Genomic DNA, 21,711 nt, shown 5'->3' with positions numbered 1-21,711 from the left:
CAATTCCTAGAAAAAACGGTTTTTATAATCAAAACATAACAGGTATTTTTTAAAATTTTAGTATGAAAAAAATTCTCCTTTCGCTTGGGATTGCATTTTTAATTTCGTTGAACGCGCAAGCGCAACCCGGCGCCGCGCTTAAGTTTGACGGCATTAATGACTATGTTACTATACCGCCTGTGCTAAACGGCAGCAATGATTTTACACTAGAGTTTTGGATAAAATGCGATACCGCAATTGCAAATGTCGCCGTTTTTGATTTTTGGTCAATTCCAGGCACCTACATGCATTTTACCACCAATAATGGATTGGGGAAAGCTGCCTTTTCAATAAACAATGGAGGAATAGCACAAACGGTAGAAGGAACAAGCCCATTGTTTTTTTCTGGATGGAATCACATTGCAATTACACTGAGCGGAACAACTTGTACTTATTACAAAAATGGGGTGCAGGAAGGCATAAATAACTCCATGACACTAAATCCGGCCTCTTTGGGAGCACTAACCAATTATTGGATTGGGCGCTCAAATGTTCCGGGTGAACCCAATTTTAAGGGCAGTTTAGATGAATTTAGATTTTGGAACAGGGCTTTTTGTGCCGCAGAGGTGAACGCGTATAAAAACTGTGAAATTAACGCAACCCCGCCCGCATTACTGGCGAACTATCACTTTAACCAAGGTGTTTCCGGCTCTAATAATGCAGGAGCCAACACGCTTTTAGACGCTACCGGAAACGGAAACCTAGGAACGCTTTTTAACTTTGCATTAACCGGAAATCTCTCCAATTGGACGGCTCCCGGAGGGGTTGCTACTGGCACAAGTTGCAATTATGCCCCAAGTACCCTTTATTATGCGGATTTGGATGGGGACAATGTTGGGAATTTACTTAACCCTCTTGTGGTTTCAACCCTGTGTACCATACCTCCTGGCTACGTATTAACTTTCGGTGATTGCGATGATGGAAATGCCTCTGTGTTTCCGGGCGGATATGACTATCCGGGGAATGGAATTGATGACGATTGTGTAGGAGGCGATGCTCAACTTGCATCAGCGCTTAATTTTGATGGAATTAATGATAATGTTTCGGTGGCGACGGGGTTTCCGGCAACCGATGAGTTTACTTATGAGGCCTGGATTTTCCCTCAATCCATAAATGGACTTCCGGACACTTACAACACAATATTAGATCACGATAGTTGGGCACCGGGTTATGTTCATTTTCAATTTGGCGGCGGATCACTTCAACTGGCGATTAACGGAGCAACTGATTATTATTCCACTTTTTCTTTTGTTCCCAACAATTGGTACCATGTAGCCGCAACTTATTCTAAATCGAATGCTCAAATTAAATTTTATGTGAATGGGACCATAACGGATACTTATGTTGTTTTAAACCCTGTTTCGATTGCAGGAGGAGTTCCGTTTCATGTAGGCAGCTGGAATGGTAACGACCGATATTTTCATGGTTCGATGGATGAATTAAGGGTTTGGAATGTGGTGCGTACCCCTTCAGAAATTCTAACAAATAAAGATTGCGAATTACCGGGTGTAATGCCTGGCTTAGTTGCCTATTATAATTTTAATGAAGGAGGCGGAGAATCTAATAACTCGCCGGTTACCGGACTTGGTGATTCGAATGCAAATATTCATGTTGGGGTGCTGCATAACTTTGCTTTAAGCGGCAACACATCCAACTGGGTTTCGGTCGGTGGAGTCGTGCAGGGGAATACTTGCACACCATGCGTTTTACAAACCTATTTTCAGGATATTGATGGCGATGGATTTGGGTCATTTCTGTCTGACTCGATTGCCTGCTTCCAGCCTATGGGATATGTATTGATGTCGGGAGATTGCGATGATTTGATAGCGTCTATTTATCCCGGCGCCAACGAAATCCCCAACAATGGAATTGATGAAGATTGTAATGGAACAGATGCACAAGTTGGGTCGGCTTTAAACTTTGATGGATTTGACGATTATATTGTTGGTGAGCCCAATTTAATACCATTAAATGACAGTCCATATACGGTTTCTGTTTGGGCAAAAGCAAATGTAGTTGCGCCTGGGGAATTTCGTGAAATGGTATCTCAGAGTCACGTGTTTTATTTGGGATATGGAGGAAGCGGTGAAATACGTGCAGGAGATGCTTGGGGCAATGTGGGTGTTCAGTTTCCAACAGATGGGGCGTGGCACAATTACACCCTCGTGAGAACAACGATGGATACCTATTTTTATTTGGATGGTGTGCTTGCCTCAGCGGCCGGCTTCCCAATACCAAGCCCGGGTCCAACGCTAGACAATCCTGTTGCTAACTTTTATATAGGTTCGCAATTTTATGGAAATTCGGAAGTTTGGAATGGAGCTATTGATGAAGTAAGAATTTGGAATCGCGCATTGTGTGCGCAAGAAATTCAGAATGATTTAATCTGTGAAGTTGATCCGACAACCGTCGGACTTGTAGCTGGTTATCATTTCAATCAAGGAATTGCTGGGGCGGCGAATAACGGTGATACAATTTTAGTTGATGCAGGATCTGCGCACCACAACATGATACTGAAAAATTTTGCGCTTGAGGGTTCCAATTCAAACTGGACAGCTAATGGTGCGGTAACCAGCGGCGTATCGTGTAATCCCAGTGCATTATATACCACTTATTTTGCGGATGTTGATGCGGATGGATTCGGGAATATAAATGCTCCCTTTTTAGTATCAAACGTTTGTTCCGCCCCTGTGGGTTATGTGTTGGATAGTACAGATTGCAACGATACCAACCCCTCACTGCACCTTACAAATACTCCGATTTCTTTGATGGCATCTTCTACCACGGTTTGTTATGGTTCATCTATTTCGATTGGTGTTTTGGGTGGGCTAATGTTTGATAATCAACTGTGGCTAGGGCCCAATGGTTTTAACACTGAAAGTTCATCGTTTGAAGTAACCATTGAATCAGGAAGCGACGGCTATTACTATTTTACAGGAACATCGGGCCTTTGTTCAGTTAGCGACTCTTTGCTAATTACCGGAAACGCCAATCCAACAGTAGCAATATCAGCAAGCAGCAGTGTTGTTTGTACCGGAAATCCGGTTACTTTAACTGCTAGCGGTGCCACCACCTACTCATGGAGTACTGGTGAAACCTTATCATTCATAACAAACTACCCATTGTTTTCAAGTGAATTTAGTGTATATGGTACTGATGCAAATGGTTGTACGGGCTTTAGTAGCATCAATATTACGGTAATAGAACCACTTCAAAATACCCCCATCACTTCAACGGATATTACTTGTAATGGAGCAGCTGATGGAACAATAAGCATAGCGCTTGTTGCATCAAACCTTATCAACCAAAATAGCTATTTCAATTATTTTATTATCACACCCAACAACGATACACTTAATAGTACAAGTGAGTTTTTTACCGCGCTTGGTGCTGGTACTTATGTTGCCGGAGTGTACGAAAGCGGTATACCTTGCTATGGCTATCAGGATACTGTTGTTATTTCGGAACCATCTCCATTAGGTGTTGATGCAGGACAAGACGTTAGCGCGTGCTCGGGAAATTCCTTTGTTGGTTTATTTGCAAGTGGAGCTGAAACGTATTATTGGAGTACCGATGAATCGAGTGATTTTATTACCGTAAATCCAAGTAGCACCACCACCTATTATGTTACGGGAACAACAGGCGCCTGCTCACAAATTGATTCGGTTACGGTGTTTGTTAACACCCCACCAACAATTAGCTTTACAGCTGTGGGAACAGATGCAAATTGTGCTCAGTCAAGCAGTGGAATTATAACCATATCAAACGTTACAGGCGGTCTTCCGTATGCTAACGGATACAGTTATGTGTTGGGAGGAAACGACTTTTACGAGCAAAACAATACAGGTGTTTTTACCGGGTTATATCCAGGAAACTATGATGTGACAGTTAGTGACTCAAGTGGATGCGAAAGTGTGAATACCGCGAATGTTATTATTTCGAGCCCAAACCCAATTGTAATATCTATTACCCCCCCAGTGCTTGTTGTTTGTCAGGGAGGGTCAGGAAATGTTTCCTTGAGTGTAAGCGGAGGGGTTCCGGGTTATGTTATAACAGGTTCTGATTCGCTCAATCTTTCTGTGGGAGTTTATTCTTACACAGCCACAGATGCGAATGGTTGCGCAGCAACAGCAGAATTAACTGTTGTTGAGGAACTGTTGCCCTCTCCAACCATATTGGCAAGTGGCTCATTAGATGTATGCACCGGCTCATCTATTAATCTTTCAATACCAAACGGTGCTGGAAATGCGTTAAGTTTTGATGGAGTGGATGATTATGTTTCTGGAAACAATCCTTTATTACCGATGTTTAATGATTCCAGGACAGTTGAAGCATGGGTTAAATTAAATACGCTTCAAGATGGAAGTATTTTTAACTGGGGAAGTACAGCCAACCAATCCTTTGGAAATACCACCTTGTCAATCTTAAATGGTAAACTACATCTAAATGCCGGATTTACAGACTTAGATGGCAACACGCCAATCGTAGCAGGAGTTTGGATGCATGTAGCGTTAACATTTAATGGCTTCGAAATGAAACTATATTTAAATGGTGTTTTGGATGGCTTTACATACAGCTTTCTTCAAACCAATTCACAAGACTTTCAAATTGGAACCAATGTTAATGGCATGGCTGCTGTTGCAGGAAGTATTGATGAGTTAAGGGTTTGGAATTACTCTTTAAGTCAAGCTGAAATAGTTACAAAAATGAATAGCAGCATTGATTTTTATTCAAATGGGCTAGTTGGATATTATATGTTTGATGAGGGTGCTGATTCTGTGACAGTAAACTCCAGTTTGTACAATCCAAATCAGGTGGTTTCGAACCAATCATTAAATCCTCCGCCAACAAGTTATGATCCGGCACACGGTGATGGTTTATTGCTAAATGGAACTTCGTGGTTGGCATCCTCTGCTCCTGTAAATGAGTACAGTACAATACTTTGGTCGCCTTCTGGAGAGAGCAATGATACTATTTCGGCAAGTGCTGCCGGAAATTACAGTGTTACCGTTACCAATTCGAATGGATGTTCTGCAGCAGCAGCGGTTTTAGTGAACAATATATTTTGTATTACCCCTTACTACCCGCCTCCAACAGATGGAAAAGTAGATGATAAAATCGGGGCTGAACTATCTCAGCTTTATTATAACCCATCATCGGTAACAGATACAGCAACGATTAAAAACAACATCTTCCTTGTTCAAAGTGACAGTGTGTATATTGAGGTAATTGCGAATAGCGGTCAGTATGATGCATTGGTAGCATTGTTATTATCACCGGCATACGGCATGACCGACACCATAGATAATGGAATAAATCCATTTATCATTACCGGAAAATATCCGATAAATAATTTGAAAAAACTGGACAGCATACCCACTTTGGTGAACTACGTTCGACCTTATTACCCTCCGGTTACCAGCAGCGGATTGGCTTACACAAATGGTGATGTTTCGCTAAGAAGTAATTTAGCAAGAACTGCATTTGGGGTGAACGGACAAGGAATAAAAGTAGGGGTTATTTCAAATAGTTATAATACAATTACAGGTAAGGCCGCCATCGATGTTTCCAATGGAGATTTGCCTGGAGCAGGCGGCACAAGCCCCGTTCAGGTACTTTTAGATTATCCGTATGGTAAACAAAGCGACGAGGGAAGAGCTATGCTTCAAATTGTGCACGATGTGGCTCCCAAAGCAAGTCTTGCCTTCCGAACCGGATTTATCAGTGCAGGAGACTTTGCAGAAGGAATTAAGGAGTTACAACAAGCCAATTGCGATATTATTGTTGATGATGTAACTTATATAACAGAACCATTTTTTAAAGAAGGTTTAGTTTCTAAAGCAGTGGATTATGTTACCGCTCAAGGTGTTTCGTATTTTACTTCTGCCGGAAATTTTGGTAACAAATCTTATGAAGGAGTGTTTGCACCTACCGCTGCACCTGCAGGCTTTGTTGGTGTTGCTCACGATTTTGGTGCCGGCTCCGGTACTTCAGATATCAAGCAAGGAATCAGCTTAACTGCTGGAAGTTACACGGTTGTGCTTCAGTGGGAGGATTCGATTTATTCGTTGGGGCAGCTTCCGGGAGCAAGAAACGACTTGGATATTTACCTTGTGGATGATGCAGGTAATAAGCTTTTCGGGTTTAACCGAAAAAACAATTGGGGGGATCCAATTGAGGTATTGCCATTTACTGTTTCAGGAAGTGGACATGCGAACATAATGGTAACAAGAGCTTGGGGAACAGATAATGTAAGGTTTAAATACATTTTATTTAGAGGTGAGGGGACATTTGAAGAATATCCGGTTGGAACCTCAACGATTGTAGGCCAAGCCAATTCAGAAGGCGCAATGACAGTAGGTGCTGTGCTTTATAGCAATACACCAGCATACGGAGTAAATCCACCAACCATTGCATCCTTTTCATCAATAGGAGGAACTGCAGTTTATGGTGTTACACGAAACAAACCTGATTTTACAGCACCGAATGGTGTGAACACTACAGTAAATATGGGTGGCGTAAATATTGACGGGGATGCCTTTCCAAACTTTTTTGGAACATCAGCAGCAGCACCACACGCAGCAGCGGTTGCAGCCTTGTTGATACAGGGAAAGAGGAAATTTTTTAACAATACACAATTAAGCCCCGCAGATGTTCGAAGTATTTTGCAAAGTACAGCACAGGACATGGATGCAGGAGGCTTTGATTTTAGTACCGGATTTGGCTTTATTCAGGCAGACTCGGCATTGCAATCTTTTGCCACCCCAACTCCTGTTATTAACAGCTTAGACTTACCGGATCCTTTAATAACGGCAGGTTCAGTTCCGATGACAGTAACCATTTCGGGACTTTATTTAACGCATCAATCACAGGTTTATTTTAATGGGGCTGTTATTGCATCCAACTATGTAAGTGCTTCACAAATTACAGTTGATTTGCCTAGCTTTAGTGGAAATCCACCGGTTTGGGTAAATAACCCTCCGATTACTCCAAGTGGGAACGATGGAGGGAACTCCGACACCTTGTATTTCTTCAACAATTACAAGATAAAGGTGAAGGTTACCGCTGATAATAAGAACAAAAAATATGGGGAACAATTGCCAACTTTTAGTTCAACAGTTACTGTTGAGGGCGCACCACTTGCGGGTTCTGGTCTTACACTTCAAGATTTGGGACTTAGCACACTAAATTATAGCAGCTCAGCAGTTAATCAAAGCATTGTAGGTATTTATTTTATACGTCCAGCAATGAATACGTTTAATCTTTCGGACCCAGCGGATTTAGCAAGATCTCAAACGTATGAATATGAGTTTGTGGATGGATTGTTATCGATAGAGAAAATGCCTTTGGTAATTACCCCAAGAGATACCACGCTTACTTATGGAGACAAAATAACAGGCATTAAGTTCAACTATGTTTACGACCAAACGAATATAGCTTTAGCAGACCGAGGAGCGTTTTTAGATTCCATTAAAGCAGACCACAAAGACTTTTTAGTAGAGGATGGAATTGCATTGGTTAATGGGAAAGGGTTGGTTAATGGCAGAGGATTGGTAAATGCAGATATTTCCGGCCAAACCTATATGGTGAGTGGAAGGGGCTTGGTAAATGCTAAAGGATTAGTGAATGCAAAAGGTTTGGTTAATGGTGTTCAAACCTATGACACTACCAATATTGTTGAAATAGCATTAGCATCAATATTCAACTATCAAATTAATCCGGATACCACGGTGTTGGTAAGTGCTACTCCACAAACCAATGGCAGAGGTTTAGTGAATGCGAAAGGATTGGTGAACGGAAAGGGCTTAGTGAATGGAAAGGGTTTGGTGAATGCAAAAGGACTTGTGAACGGAAAGGGATTGGTGAATAGCTCTACGCTTGCGGATGGAACCAACGATGAAGTGGTTGTAATTATTGATGAAGATGATGTTAATGCTCCGGCTGGTGACTCACTTGTGCAGTTTTACTCCATTAATTTAATTACCGGAATTACTGCAGGGCTTAACTCTATTGTTCCGGGGGCATTGCCTTCTGATAACTTTGACGTAAGTTATGCACTAGGTAATTTGACAATTTTGCCGGCGCCATTGAATGTTCAGGCGAATGATTTAAGTCCATTATGTAATACTTTGCCAACATTGACATCAAACATAAGTGGGTTTAAATACAGTGATTCCACAGAAAATGTAATTGCAAGTGGGCCAATACACACTATTCTCGACAATTCAAATCAAGCAGTGGTGGGAACACCTGTTGGTGGAACGTTTCAAATTGAACCAAGCGGAATTCAACTAATTCAACTGTCTAACTATACGGTTAATTATTTGAATGGAACATTTACTCAGCCGCTTGAATTAATACTATCAGCTGTCGCCACTCAACCACTGTGTTTTGGACAGACCGGAAGCGTTAGTTTATCAGTAAGCGGCGGAACAGGCGTAATGTCTTATGGTGCTGAGCCAACAAGTAATTTAACTGCAGGTACGTATAATTATTCGGTAACAGATGAAAACGGATGTACCGCCAATGCTTCGGCAGTAATTGATGCAGCACCTTCCTTGTTAACCTTATCAGCAACAGCCACACAGCCATTGTGCTTTGGACAGACCGGAAGCGTTAATTTATCAGTTAGTGGCGGAACTGGATCAATGACCTATGGTTCAACCCCAACAAGTAATTTAACTGCAGGTACATATAATTATTCGGTAACAGATGAAAACGGATGTACCGCCAATGCTTCGGCAGTAATTGATGCAGCACCTTCCTTGTTAACCTTATCAGCAACAGCCACACAGCCATTGTGCTTTGGACAGACCGGAAGTGTAAGTTTATCGGTTAGCGGCGGAACAGGAGCAATGACCTATGGATCAACTCCAACAAGTAATTTAACAGCCGGAACATACAATTATTCGGTAACAGATGAAAACGGATGTTCAGCAAATGCTTCGGCAGTAATTGATGCAGCTCCTTCCTTGTTGACCTTAACAGCAACAGCCACACAGCCATCGTGTTCAGGTATAGCCGGAAGCGTTAGTTTATCAGTAAGCGGCGGAACAGGAGTACTGACCTATGGTTCAACTCCAACAAGTAATTTATCAGCCGGAACCTACAATTATTCGGTTATAGATGAAAACGGATGTACAGCAAATGCTTCGGCAGTAATTGATGCAGCTCCTTCCTTGTTGACCTTAACAGCAACAGCCACACAGCCATCGTGTTCAGGTATAGCCGGAAGCGTTAGTTTATCAGTAAGCGGCGGAACAGGAGCAATGACCTATGGTTCAACTCCAACAAGTAATTTATCAGCCGGAACCTATAATTATTCGGTTATAGATGAAAACGGATGTACAGCAAATGCTTCGGCAGTAATTGATGCAGCTCCTTCCTTGTTAACCTTATCAGCAACAGCCACACAGCCATTGTGCTTTGGACAGACCGGAAGCGTAAGTTTAACAGTAAGCGGCGGAACAGGAGCAATGACCTATGGTTCAACACCAACAAGTAATTTAACAGCCGGAACCTATAATTATTCGGCTATAGATGAAAACGGATGTACAGCAAATGCTTCGGCAGTAATTGATGCAGCTCCTTCCTTGTTAATCTTATCAGCAACAGCCACACAGCCATTGTGCTTTGGACAGACCGGAAGCGTAAGTTTATCGGTAAGCGGCGGAACGGGAGCAATGACCTATGGTTCAACTCCAACAAGTAATTTATCGGCCGGAACCTATAATTATTCGGTAACAGATGAAAACGGATGTACAGCAAATGCTTCGGCCGTTATTGATGGAGCTCCTTCCTTATTAACCTTATCAGCAACCGCTACACAGCCATTGTGCTTTGGACAGACCGGAAGCGTAAGTTTATCGGTAAGCGGCGGAACGGGAGCAATGACCTATGGTTCAACTCCAACAAGTAATTTATCGGCCGGAACCTATAATTATTCGGTAACAGATGAAAACGGATGTACAGCAAATGCTTCGGCCGTTATTGATGGAGCTCCTTCCTTATTAACCTTATCAGCAACCGCTACACAGCCTTTGTGCTTTGGACAAACAGGAAGCGTAAGTTTATCGGTAAGCGGCGGATCGGGAGCAATGACCTATGGTTCAACTCCAACAAGTAATTTATCGGCCGGAACATATAATTATTCGGTTATAGATGAAAACGGATGTACGGCAAATGCTTCGGCCGTTATTGATGCAGCTCCTTCCTTGTTAATCTTATCAGCAACAGCCACACAGCCATTGTGTTTTGGACAGACCGGAAGCGTAAGTTTATCGGTAAGCGGCGGAACGGGAGCAATGACCTATGGTTCAACAGCAACAAGTAATTTATCGGCCGGAACCTATAATTATTCGGTTATAGATGAAAACGGATGTACAGCAAATGCTTCGGCGATAATTGATGCAGCCCCTTCCTTGTTAAGCTTATCAGCAACAGCCACACAGCCATTGTGTTTTGGACAGACCGGAAGCGTAAGTTTATCGGTAAGCGGCGGATCAGGAGCAATGACCTATGGTTCAACTCCAACAAGTAATTTATCGGCCGGAACATATAATTATTCAGTTATAGATGAAAACGGATGTACGGCAAATGCTTCGGCCGTTATTGATGCAGCTCCTTCCTTGTTAATCTTATCAGCAACAGCCACACAGCCATTGTGTTTTGGACAGACCGGAAGCGTAAGTTTATCGGTTAGTGGCGGAACAGGCATAATGTCTTATGGTGCTGAGCCTACAAGTAATTTAATGGCAGGTACATATAATTATTCAGTGACGGATGGAAATGGTTGCGTTGCATTAACCACTTCAATTATTAATGTCGCACCTTCAAAGTTGGTGTTAACCGCCATGGCCAATCAACCAGCATGCTATGGACAAAAAGGTAGTGTAACATTAAATGCCGCAGGAGGTAGTGGGTCCTATACCTTTGGATCTGCAGCTACAACAAATTTAGGTGCCGGAACGTATTCTTATCTTGTAACCGATGGGAACGGATGTTCGGCAGAAGCTTCTGCAACAATACAAGTACCAACAGCAGTAACAGGACTTGCTAGCGCTACACCCACAGGATGTAGTGGAAATACAGGAACAGCAACAGTAATCCCATCGGGAGGAACAGCGGGATATAGCTTTACCTGGGCTCCAGGTGGCCAAACAACTCAAACCGCAAGTGGATTGGGAGCTGGTGTATATACAGTTACGATTAAAGATTCGAAAGGGTGTGTGGCAACTGCATCAACTACAGTGGGATCGTCTGGTACTTCGCCAATGGCTCCTGCTTCAATTCTTGGACCTGATGGGGTGTGCAGAAATCAAACAGGAGTTGTGTTTAGTGTGTTACCAGTTGTAGGCGCAACTTCTTACACCTGGACATTACCAAGCGGAGCAACCGGAAGCTCAATAGGCGCTTCGATTAGTGTGTCGTTTAGCAGCACATATAACACAGGTAACATAAGCGTGAAAGCAAATAACAATTGTGGCTCTAGTGCATCAATAAGCCGATCTGCTGCTAAATTAACGGCAGCACCTTCCAAACCGTTGGCGATTTTTGGAGCAACTAACATTTGCCAAGCTACGACCGTTGTTTATTCAATAGCGGCGATGCCTAAGGTATCAAGTTATACTTGGTCCCTAACCGGAACTGGCTTATCTATTCTATCAGGCCAAGGAACAACATCGATTACAGTTAGTGCTTCAGCAGGATTCACCAGTGGAACAATTAATGTTAAGTCTGTGAACTGCTATGGAACCAGCGGAACAACTTCGTTAAATGTGTATTCGGCGTTAACAACAGCTCCGGTGTTTGTTACCAATAGTGGTAATGATAACAAGGCAATTGGAGTTTGTGGCGGAGGAACTTATGATTACGAAATTGATGGTAAAACGGCCGCGCTATCATACACTTGGTCGGCTCCTGCAGGTTGTGTTATTAATGACCGTATGGGACACAGTGGTAATCCGCTTACAGTTGTTGGTAAGGAGCCAATTGGAGGAGAGTATGAAGTGGATATTACCTTTCCATCGGGCTTTGTATCGGGCTTTGTAACTGTATATGCCAATAACACCTGTGGTGTAAGCCCAACGGCTAGTTTTGCCGTACAATCGAAACCAAATGCACCGGGACCTATTACTGGAGACATATTTAACCTTTGTGGTAAAACAGGAAAAACTTATTCAGTTGCTGCTGTTGCGGGAGCCTCCTACACTTGGACTGTTCCAAGCGGAGTAAGTATTGTGAGCAACACCGGAAATGCGATTAAGGTAAATTTTGGAAGCAGCTTTAAAGGAACAGGGAATATTACTGTTAAAACAAGTAATTCTTGCGGCTCAAGTGTTGCAAGCAGTTTGGCAATAAGTGCTGCACCCACACAACCAATTGCGATTTCAGGACCAAGTTCTGTTTGCAAATCACAATCAGGCGTAAGCTATTCAATAGCAGCAGTTTCCGGGGCAAGTTCTTATTTTTGGTCTGTGACGAATGGTGCAGTAATTACAACAGTAACCACAGGAACTACTATAAAGCTTAAGTTTACAGGCGTAACAGCATCTACAGTTACATTAACTGCAAAAGCTAAAAACTCATGTGCCTCTTCTGTTGCGGTAACGTATACCATATCGGTTGGGTTGAACTGTCGCGAGGCAATTCTTCCCTCATCTCCAGAGCCTACTAAATTGATTGAGTTTGCAAGCTATCCTAATCCGGTTAACGATAAGTTAACGCTCGCATTTACAGCGGAAACGAGTGAAATTTATACGCTTCGCTTATTTGACGTTGTTGGTAAATTGCAGGTAAGTGAAATACTTACTTCAATTGAAGGAAACAATGTTAGGGAACTTGACTTAAGTGCTATACCAGCAGGCATTTATTTCTTAATTGTAGAAAGCTATGGTATGGAAACCAAGAAGATTAAGATTTTGAAAGAGTAGAATATCTTTCCACAACAAACAAAAGAGGCTGTCTTAAAAAAGGCGGCCTCTTTTGTTTTGAACACTCGCCATCGGACTACTCAAAAATCATTACCTCTTAGGTGCAAAGATTTGAACCTAAGATACATTTATACCTCTTGTTTTTTTGTCAGCTTTTTCAAGATTAAAGCTTGTTATAAAATCCCACAAAAGAATTTGTATTTTCACACACAAATATTATTTAATCCCAAGTGAAAAAAAGAATTTTCCTACTGCTTTTTACCTTCATTTCGCTTGCACTTTATGCTCAAGATAATGTCACGGATAGCCTTAAACGAGCTGTTGGTCAAGCAAAGGACGACAGCAACAAGGTTAACACGCAAATTTTGCTGAGTAAAAAATATTTTGGCACCGATCCCAATTTGGCAATTAAAATTGCAACAGAGGCGCGTGTTCTTTCTGAAAAAATTAACTTTCCTAAGGGGGTGGCTTATGCTTTAAAAAACATTGGTATCGCATATTACATGCAGGGGAAATATATTGAAACGCTTGATTATTGGCAGCAATCCGAAAAAGTGTTTCAATCGATGAATGATAAGGTGGGAGTAGCTAATATTCTCAGCAATATAGGAGTAATGTATTTTGATCAGGGAGATAATACAAAAGCCTTGGAACTTTATTTAAAAGGCTTAAAAATTGCTGAAGAAATTTCAGATACATTAAGGATAACCACACTCTGTATTAATATTGGCGCGGTATACTATGATAAACCTGCCACACACGATAAAGCAAGTGAGTATTATTTACGGGCACTGCCCTTAAGTGAAAAGCTTGGTGATAATGATGCCATCGGTACAGTATCTGTTAACTTGGGTGAAATTTGTTTGGAAAAAAACAAGGATGATTCCGCGTTGTATTATTTTGAAAAGTCGCTGAAGGCTTACGAGGGCTCACCCAACATACCCTATTCTTTAAATGCAATAGGCAAGGTGTATGCAAAAAAGGGCGACTATGAAAAGGCAATTAACTATCAAAAGCAAGCCTATGAAACAGCCAAAAAGCTCGAATCAAAAAATGATATAACCATTGCTTTAATTGGACTTGCACAAAGTCATGAAAAAAGAGGCGATTCGCAACAAGCACTAGAAGCTTATTTAGAAGCAGAAGGAACAGCAAAGGAAATTGGAGCGGCACTAAGGCTAAAAGAAATTTATGAAGGGCTTTCAAGCATTTATGCTGAACTGTCGGATTTTAGTAAAGCATTCAAATATCAAAACATGCTGATAGGCATTAAGGATACCATCTACAACATTGATGTGGACAAGAAGTTAGGAACACTTCAATTTGGTTTCGACATCCAAAAAAAGGAAGGAGAAATTAACCTGCTTACAAAAGACAAGGAGATAAAGGAGCAGGAAATTAAGCGACAAAAAATTGTTCGAAATGGCTTTATTGGAGGGTTTGCTGTCGTGCTTTTGTTTGCAGCGGTATTTTTACGACAACGAAACAGAATCTCCAAGGAAAAGCAACGCAGTGAAGAGTTGCTGCTAAACATTCTTCCGTCGGAAACAGCGGAAGAATTAAAAGCCACCGGTGCGGCAAAAGCGAAAAGCTTCGAGCATGTAACGGTTTTGTTCACGGATTTCAAAAACTTTACCCGTGCAAGCGAATTGCTGAGTGCAGAAGATTTGGTTCAGGAAATAAATTACTGCTATAGCGCTTTTGATAGGATAGTTACAAAGTATGGCATCGAAAAAATAAAAACAATTGGAGATGCTTACATGTGTGCGGGAGGCTTACCTGTTGCCAATACTACACACCCAATTGATGTTGTGAAAGCAGGACTGGAAATGGTTCAATTTATTGAAAACAATAAACAGGAAAGGCTTGCGAAGGGTCAGCCTTTTTTTGAATTGCGCCTAGGGATTCATACGGGACCGGTTGTTGCCGGAATTGTTGGAATTAAAAAGTTTGCCTACGATATTTGGGGCGACACCGTAAACACGGCTTCACGGATGGAGAGCAGCGGAGAAACAGGAAGGGTAAATGTTTCGGGAGCAACTTATGAGCTCATCAAAAACAGATTTACCTGCGAACACCGCGGAAAAATAAAAGCCAAGAACAAAGGCGAAATAGATATGTACTTTGTGAATGGAGAAATAGCTTAGAACAGGCTACCATAGAAGTTTGTGAAGCGTAATATGTTCGTCATCGCTTTTAAGTTTAAGCAAATAGCACCCCTGTACAAAAGAAGTTAAATTAAGATTCAACTCTGAGCTTGCTTCATAGCCATTTATCAGCACACGTCCACTAATATCCAACAAAGCAAAACTTCCTAAAGACCCTGCTTTAATTACTGTATACCCATTTTGTGTGCGACGTAAAGACTGCTCGGCAACTAATTCAGCAATTCCAACATTTGAAAGATTAACAATTTGGCAGAGGCTGTCTTGTCCGCAAGAGTTAAAGGCGTGCAAACATACATTATACAGTCCGTTTTGAAGATAGGTATGAGTAGGGTTTAGGAGATTTGAGGGAGCGCTCTGGTCGCCAAAACTCCAAGAAACGCTATCGGCATATAGGGAGGAACTTAGAAATGTAAGATTTAAAAGCGTTGATGAATAACTATAAGCTGCAAGCGGCAAGGGGCTAACAACCACCGCTAATGTATCGATTGAGCTACAGCCGGATTTGCTTACTTTATATTGTAAAACAGAACTTTGGTTTGAACTATAAGTGCTTTGTGCAGTGTTTGCACTGCTAACAACATTTGCAGGAATCCATTGATAGCTTGCGCCAAAAAGCACATTCCCGTTAAGGGTTAAAGGCTGTCCCGAACAAATACAGGTATCGTTTCCGGCAAATGCAGGCAGCGCATCTACAACAATTCGGATAGAATCGCTTGCCACGCAACCGTTGTAAAAAGCGGTGGCTATGTATAAGCTGTTCATTTTAGGACTGGCGTTGAGGTTAACAGTAAAATTGGGACTTGCAATGGAATCAAAATCGGCCCACCAAGTAATTCTTGGGCCATTTGATGGGACTAATGATGGTGTTAAAAAAGTACTGGTTCCGCATGTAATAGTATCGTTGCCGGAATTGGTTATGCTGATGGACAAGCCATTGCTCGAAGCTGAAGAGAACTTTACGACAAAGTATTGATTGTTGGCATTAATTGGAATTTGCAACGGTGCAATTTCGACGGTTCCACCACTTCCTGTACCACACACATAAGCTGTTCCGTTTTCGTTCAGGCAACCCATTCCAAAATAAGGGTTTGATGAGTTAACGGATTTAGCACCGCGCAGCCATTGAACGGTACCGTGTTTATCATAAACCACAGCATAAGCCTCCATAGAGCAACATTGCCCATATTGCTGAAATGTAAGTTGATTGGTGAAGGTTTGACCGGTTATGAGAAATTTACCCTGGTTTTCGTCCATGTAAATAGGGTAGGGGTAAAATGTGTCAATATTGCCAAGCTTCACAAATTCAGTTTGTCCATTCAGGTTGTATTTAGAGAAATAATTGTTTGTTGAAAAAAGCGAACGAATGGTGTCGCCATTAAAAATAGCCCAAGCGTCAAAATATCCGCTGGAATAAACATAGCCCGAATCATCAATTGCGGTGGCATAAGCGCCCACATCGGGCCCGGAAGGATAGTACACCTCAATTGGTGAAAGCCATACCGGCACGCCGCTTGAATCGAGTTTGCCCACAAATCCCTGCAAACCGTATTGGCTGTATTTAAAAGTATGTACAAGTTGACCGAAGTGAAAAACTGAATTGCTGCCATTTAAACCGCCGCAAACGGAGACCTCGCCCTTTGCGTTTACGTCAACATCATAAGCAGCATCGTCTTTGCCTGCGGTACCGCAGTTTCTAATCCAACGTGTATTGCCATTAGGATATAGGCTAACAATAAAAATATCCGAATAACTTACACTCGAGAACGAGGTTGTGCTATTGGCAGTGTCGTTATTCATTTGCAAATAGGATCCTTCACCGGAAACGGTAAAAATAATGTTTCCTTGAATATCGCTACAAATGGATTGAGCCCTGTCTTCAAACTTATAGTTGGTGTTCCATTGACGTGTGCCACATGATTTTAAAAGGTTGGTGTTTCCAAGCGTATCGCAACGGATTATAAATGCTTCCTGATAGGAATCGCTGATGATGGTATCGTTAAAATAGGAGAGGAGTGTGTCTTGTGTATAGCTTCCGCAGAAGTAAATATTTCCGCTTGCATCGGCATGCATGTCCCAAACCCGTGTATCGTTAAAAGCTCCACCAGTTTCGCTAAAGCCAATTACATTAAACACATGTATTGGACTAAGGTTACTATCGAGCACTGCTGCAAAAACGGTAAGCAGGTCACCACTTCGAGGCGTTAAGGTGAATGGAGGCATGGTCATATTTCCTTGACTTGCGGTATAATAAACGCCCCCAACAACGATACGGTTAGGACTCATGTATTTCATAAACTGGGTTGTACCTTTCCCACTTAGTAAATTACCCGGGGTTAAACAGTTTTGGCTAAAACCAGCTAAAGAAAGGGCAATTATTAAGACAAGGAAAAACAGGTTCTTTTTCATTTTCGAGAGTTGTAAATGCGGCTTGAGGGCAACTTACTTGTGCTGTATAATGATTTTTGTTGAATAAACCATTTCATCTGTCCGACAGGTCAAAAAGTAAAGCCCGTTCGCTAGACCTAGGGTAGAAAATTTAGTTGTTTGAGAAGGAATTAAGGGATTTAAAACCGGCTCACCGGCGCTGTTATATAAATTAAGTGATTGTAAATTCGGGAAGTCTAAAATACTTATGAAATCATCGGCCGGATTGGGGAAAAGTTGAAGAACTGATGGTGAATAGCTTGAAACACTAAGACCACTGTTGTCGCTTAAGCTAACATCATCAACATAATAAGCAATCGAGGAAAGGGAACCGGCTCCGGTAGTAACAACACTAAGCTGAGCATCGGGTTTAAAGCAACCTAAATAAAGATATGCCTCTCCGCCTTGCGCAATGAAGTTACCACTAAGTTGCACCCAATTGTTTTTATCGCTAATAACCGCTGCGGATTCAAGTTGAGGAGTGGCAATAAAAAAATCGTTTTGATTGAGGCTGGCCTGCGACGAAACTAAAGCACCGAGGTAATTACTTGCCTCTTGACAATTATCATACAAGCTAACAAAAAAACTTAAATGATAAGAGTGGCCAGCAACCAGCGGTTGAGTCAGTTGAACACTAATGTATTCTCTGAAATTAGTAATTGAGGAAGCATATACTCCAATACCGGCATAAGCAGAATCGCTATGAGCCGGTTGTGCTCCAAAGTAATTTGTTGGCACACCAAAAGAAGCGCTACAAGGATGAAAATAATCCGGTGTGTTTCCACTGTTTACCCAGGTGTTAACCACAGAAAAGGCATTCGTAAAGGACGCCGGACAACCGGAATTACTTTCGAAACTTGGGTTCGGAACAAGGTTAGGCTGCGCAACCAATTGCAGCGAAAGTATAAACTGCATCAGGAGTAAAAATGCCAACTGGTGTAAATTTTTGAGCATCGGGTGTTCTCTTATTTTTGTGCAATCACAATTATTTCCTCAGATAGGTGCGGATATATTTTTGTAATTAGATCCTGTTTCCAGTGACGAAAATTATTGCGGTATTTTGTTTCCTCGATTTTAAAATTTTCGCTTTTTAGCATTTCGGTTAATTCAGGGATGGTATATTCCTTAACATGCATCCAGTCGTCCCAAATCAAGTGTTTTCCGGAGGTATTCCATGACTTTGCAACATCCGCAAAACCTGGATCTGTTTTTTTGTTGACCTTTCCGGTGATTGATTGTCCTCTGAAAAGGCTCATCACATTTTGAAGCGAAGAAACATTCACGGTACTCAAATAGAAATAGCCTCCAGGGGGCAGTTTTTTGTAAATGTTTTCGAATAATATTTGAGGCGGGTGTCTGAAATGTGCAATGGAATGTGCTAAAATAAAGCAATCAACGGGTTCTTCAATGCAATCAAGCCCTTGCGTAAAAAACTCTGAAAAATAGAATTTTATATTTGCTTTATCGGCCCATTCCACGCCTCTTACTGAATCCCAAGGAGCATCAAGGGCAATCACATTCTTATTGTTTTCCTTGAGTGCGAGAGAAATATAACCGTTGTTCCCCGGACCTAAATCACAGTATTGTTTCGCATTAAGTTTTAGCAAGTCGTTTACGGTGTTAATGCCGCGGATTAAATCATTGTCCATAATTGTTTTTCAAAAAAGAGTTTAGGCAATTAAAGCCTTAAGCGTTAAGTATAGAAAGCAAAAATAGAAATTAATTTGGGTCGAATACCGTTACGGCATCATGAGTGCAAATTAATAGCTGCTTTAATTAATCAAAAAAACCTCGATTCTTCGAAGTAAGTCGGGTTCAAGTTTTTCGGTAGGATGAATAATGAATTCTGTTTTTATTTGTGATTTTCTAATACCTTTTGCAACTAGGTAGTTTATCATGTTATTGGTTCGCTGCGTATTTAAGTTCAAGTTATATGCCTCCCCTCCAAGGCCATCAAAATGTGTTATAAGCAATATTTTGCGATTTTCTTTATTCGATGATTTTGATACCAATGAGTCTAATTGCTGATTGTATTTTTTATCATAAGAGGCAACATTGTATTTGAAATATACTTTTACTGCCTGACTTTCTACGGAGGCGGAATCAAATAGAATTGCATGTAAGTTTTTAGCTTGACCTTTTGCAATGTTTTCTTTTAAAAAACCAACGACAGCTGCGTCTTTGAAGCCTTTTTGTTTTGCATTCTCATAATAGGGAATAACGGCAGCAAAGGTTTTCTCATTACCGGAGGTATAACGATATCTGTTTCCTTCAGAAGTTTCTTCGAGTTTTTTAATTCCCTCAAACACACTCGAGTTTTTATCCACCCGGGAATCGCTCCAGCCTAAATTTACCCGATAAGTGGTTTCATCGTTTTCTTTGGGAATGTAGAGGGTGTCAACAATAGGAGGTAGACCTGCGTTCTTAAGTCGCAGGAGTCTATTTTTTGACCGTAACGTTGTTTCATTTTCCTCCATGGTATCTAAGGATTTTCCATCCGCACCCAAGAGCTCAAATTTATGCGTAAGAAGCATTCGTTCTTTCTCGCTAAGTATAACATCTCCATCCTCTTCGCCGGTTAATTTAAATGCATCGGCACTGAGGTTGGTGTATCGAAAGGTTTTTGATTTTTTGATGGTATTTAGTGCAACATCCTCTTCTTCATTTTGATAGTAAAGAGAGTCTGCATCGGGCAATAGTTCGGCATACTTGAAATACCTCAAATTCTTCTCTATGTATTCTTTATCACCCACCAATATCTTTTTATCGATACAAAACTTTGAAACCTGTTTTGTTAACTTATTTTGCGCTTCCACACCCAATTCCACAAGATAAATTCCGTTTTTGAGATAGGTATGAGTTGTTTTTGGACCTTTCGCAAAAGAGCTGTCACTAAAAATCCAATTATAGCTCAATATAGTAAAGCCTTCGAGTTGAGAGTTGGATGCATCAAATTCAAGTGGTGTATTTATGAATAAGGTATCCTTAATATCAATCGCCAGTCCTTGAGGCCTTACGGCTATAGTGTAGGCCATTTCATTATAAACAATCTTAGCGGTGCTTTTTTCAATTACGTTTAACTTTACAGTATAGAAACCAGGGCTGGAATAGCAGTGTTTTACAGCTTTTGCTTTTGCTTTATTTCCATCGCCGAAGTCCCACTCATACTCCGTGTCGGTTGCCCCATCAGATAAAGAATATGTATCTTTCATAAAAGTAAAACAACTGCTTTTCTTCACAGGCAGGCACAAATTAAAATCAGGGATAATTTTTGAAAAATAGTAGATGTTGTCTCCTTCTTTCGGATTTCGGTTGGATGAGAAGTAGCCATTGGATGTGCCGCCATCGAAACAAATTCCAAAATCATCCGCGACAGAGTTAATTGGGGCAGGTAATAGGGAAGAAACAGCATTAAGTGAATCATTTATATTAAATGAATAGATGTCCAAATCACCCATACCGCCGCTCCTTTTAGAAGAAAAATAAAGTTGATTATCTACATTTATGTATGGAAAAATTTCATTTGCTGAGCTATTTACTTTTGGCCCAAGATTAACGGGGTTCGACCAATTTAAGTTTTCGAAATTTGAATAGTAAATATCCATTCCGCCATATCCGCCATCTTTATCGCAACAAAAAAACAAGGTGTTCCCGTTGTTTGTTAAAAAGGGATGACAATAGGAGTTTGAGTTTCGGCTAACCGGATGTTGTATCGGTTTATTCCATTTACCGGCTTCAAAAGTCGAATAATAGAGTTGGAGCTTCCCTTTGGAATTACTTGCTGAAAAAACCATATAATTACCCGTCGAATTTAGCATTGCCGGGCCATCGTCCATGGTAGAGTTAATTTCGGAAATGCTTTTGGGTTTAGAAAAACTAAGAGAATCAACTTTAGTACATTCAAAAATATCGGTGGTGTTAAGGCTGTTTGATGTATACGCAACCGCCATTTTTTCGCTTAGCGTACTAACAAAATAGAGTTTATTTGAGCTGTAAAATGGGGAGAATTCGGATTGGTCAGTATTAATATTAACAGGCACTACCATGAAACGATTGGTAAACACTTGTGGTGCAGGTTTTTTAACAGCCTTTTGTGCCTGTGTAATGAATACGCTAAAAATAAATAAAGCCAACAGTTTTATCTTCAT

Annotated in this window: 6 protein-coding genes; 2 read left to right on the top strand and 4 right to left on the bottom strand. The window is 41.2% G+C overall.

Annotated elements, in window-relative coordinates; translation table 11 throughout:
- The first annotated feature begins 62 nt into the window (after positions 1-62).
- Positions 63-12,971, top strand: a complete 12,909-nt coding sequence (locus tag IPP32_03530) for a T9SS type A sorting domain-containing protein (GenBank protein ID MBL0047150.1) — start codon at positions 63-65, stop codon at positions 12,969-12,971.
- Between the two features lie 230 nt (positions 12,972-13,201).
- Positions 13,202-15,118, top strand: coding sequence for a tetratricopeptide repeat protein (locus IPP32_03525; GenBank protein MBL0047149.1), 1,917 nt, complete (start codon positions 13,202-13,204; stop codon positions 15,116-15,118).
- Between the two features lie 6 nt (positions 15,119-15,124).
- On the opposite strand, the gene IPP32_03520 is transcribed toward IPP32_03525, so the two are convergent.
- The 4 genes from IPP32_03520 to IPP32_03505 form a co-directional block, all read right to left on the bottom strand.
- Positions 15,125-17,545, bottom strand: a complete 2,421-nt coding sequence (locus IPP32_03520; protein ID MBL0047148.1) for a PKD domain-containing protein — start codon at positions 17,543-17,545, stop codon at positions 15,125-15,127.
- Between the two features lie 33 nt (positions 17,546-17,578).
- On the bottom strand, positions 17,579-18,517 hold the full coding sequence (locus IPP32_03515; protein ID MBL0047147.1) for a T9SS type A sorting domain-containing protein: 939 nt from the start codon (positions 18,515-18,517) through the stop codon (positions 17,579-17,581).
- Between the two features lie 11 nt (positions 18,518-18,528).
- Positions 18,529-19,212 (bottom strand): methyltransferase domain-containing protein, encoded by a 684-nt coding sequence (locus tag IPP32_03510; protein MBL0047146.1) that lies wholly within the window; start codon positions 19,210-19,212, stop codon positions 18,529-18,531.
- 123 nt (positions 19,213-19,335) lie between these two features.
- The gene (locus tag IPP32_03505) at positions 19,336-21,711 is read right to left on the bottom strand and encodes a PKD domain-containing protein (protein ID MBL0047145.1); all 2,376 of its coding nucleotides are present in this window, start codon (positions 21,709-21,711) and stop codon (positions 19,336-19,338) included.

The sequence above is a fragment of the Bacteroidota bacterium genome (assembly GCA_016721765.1).
Classification (GTDB): Bacteria; Bacteroidota; Bacteroidia; order UBA4408; family UBA4408; genus UBA4408.
This window is presented reverse-complemented; position numbering and strand designations above follow the sequence as displayed.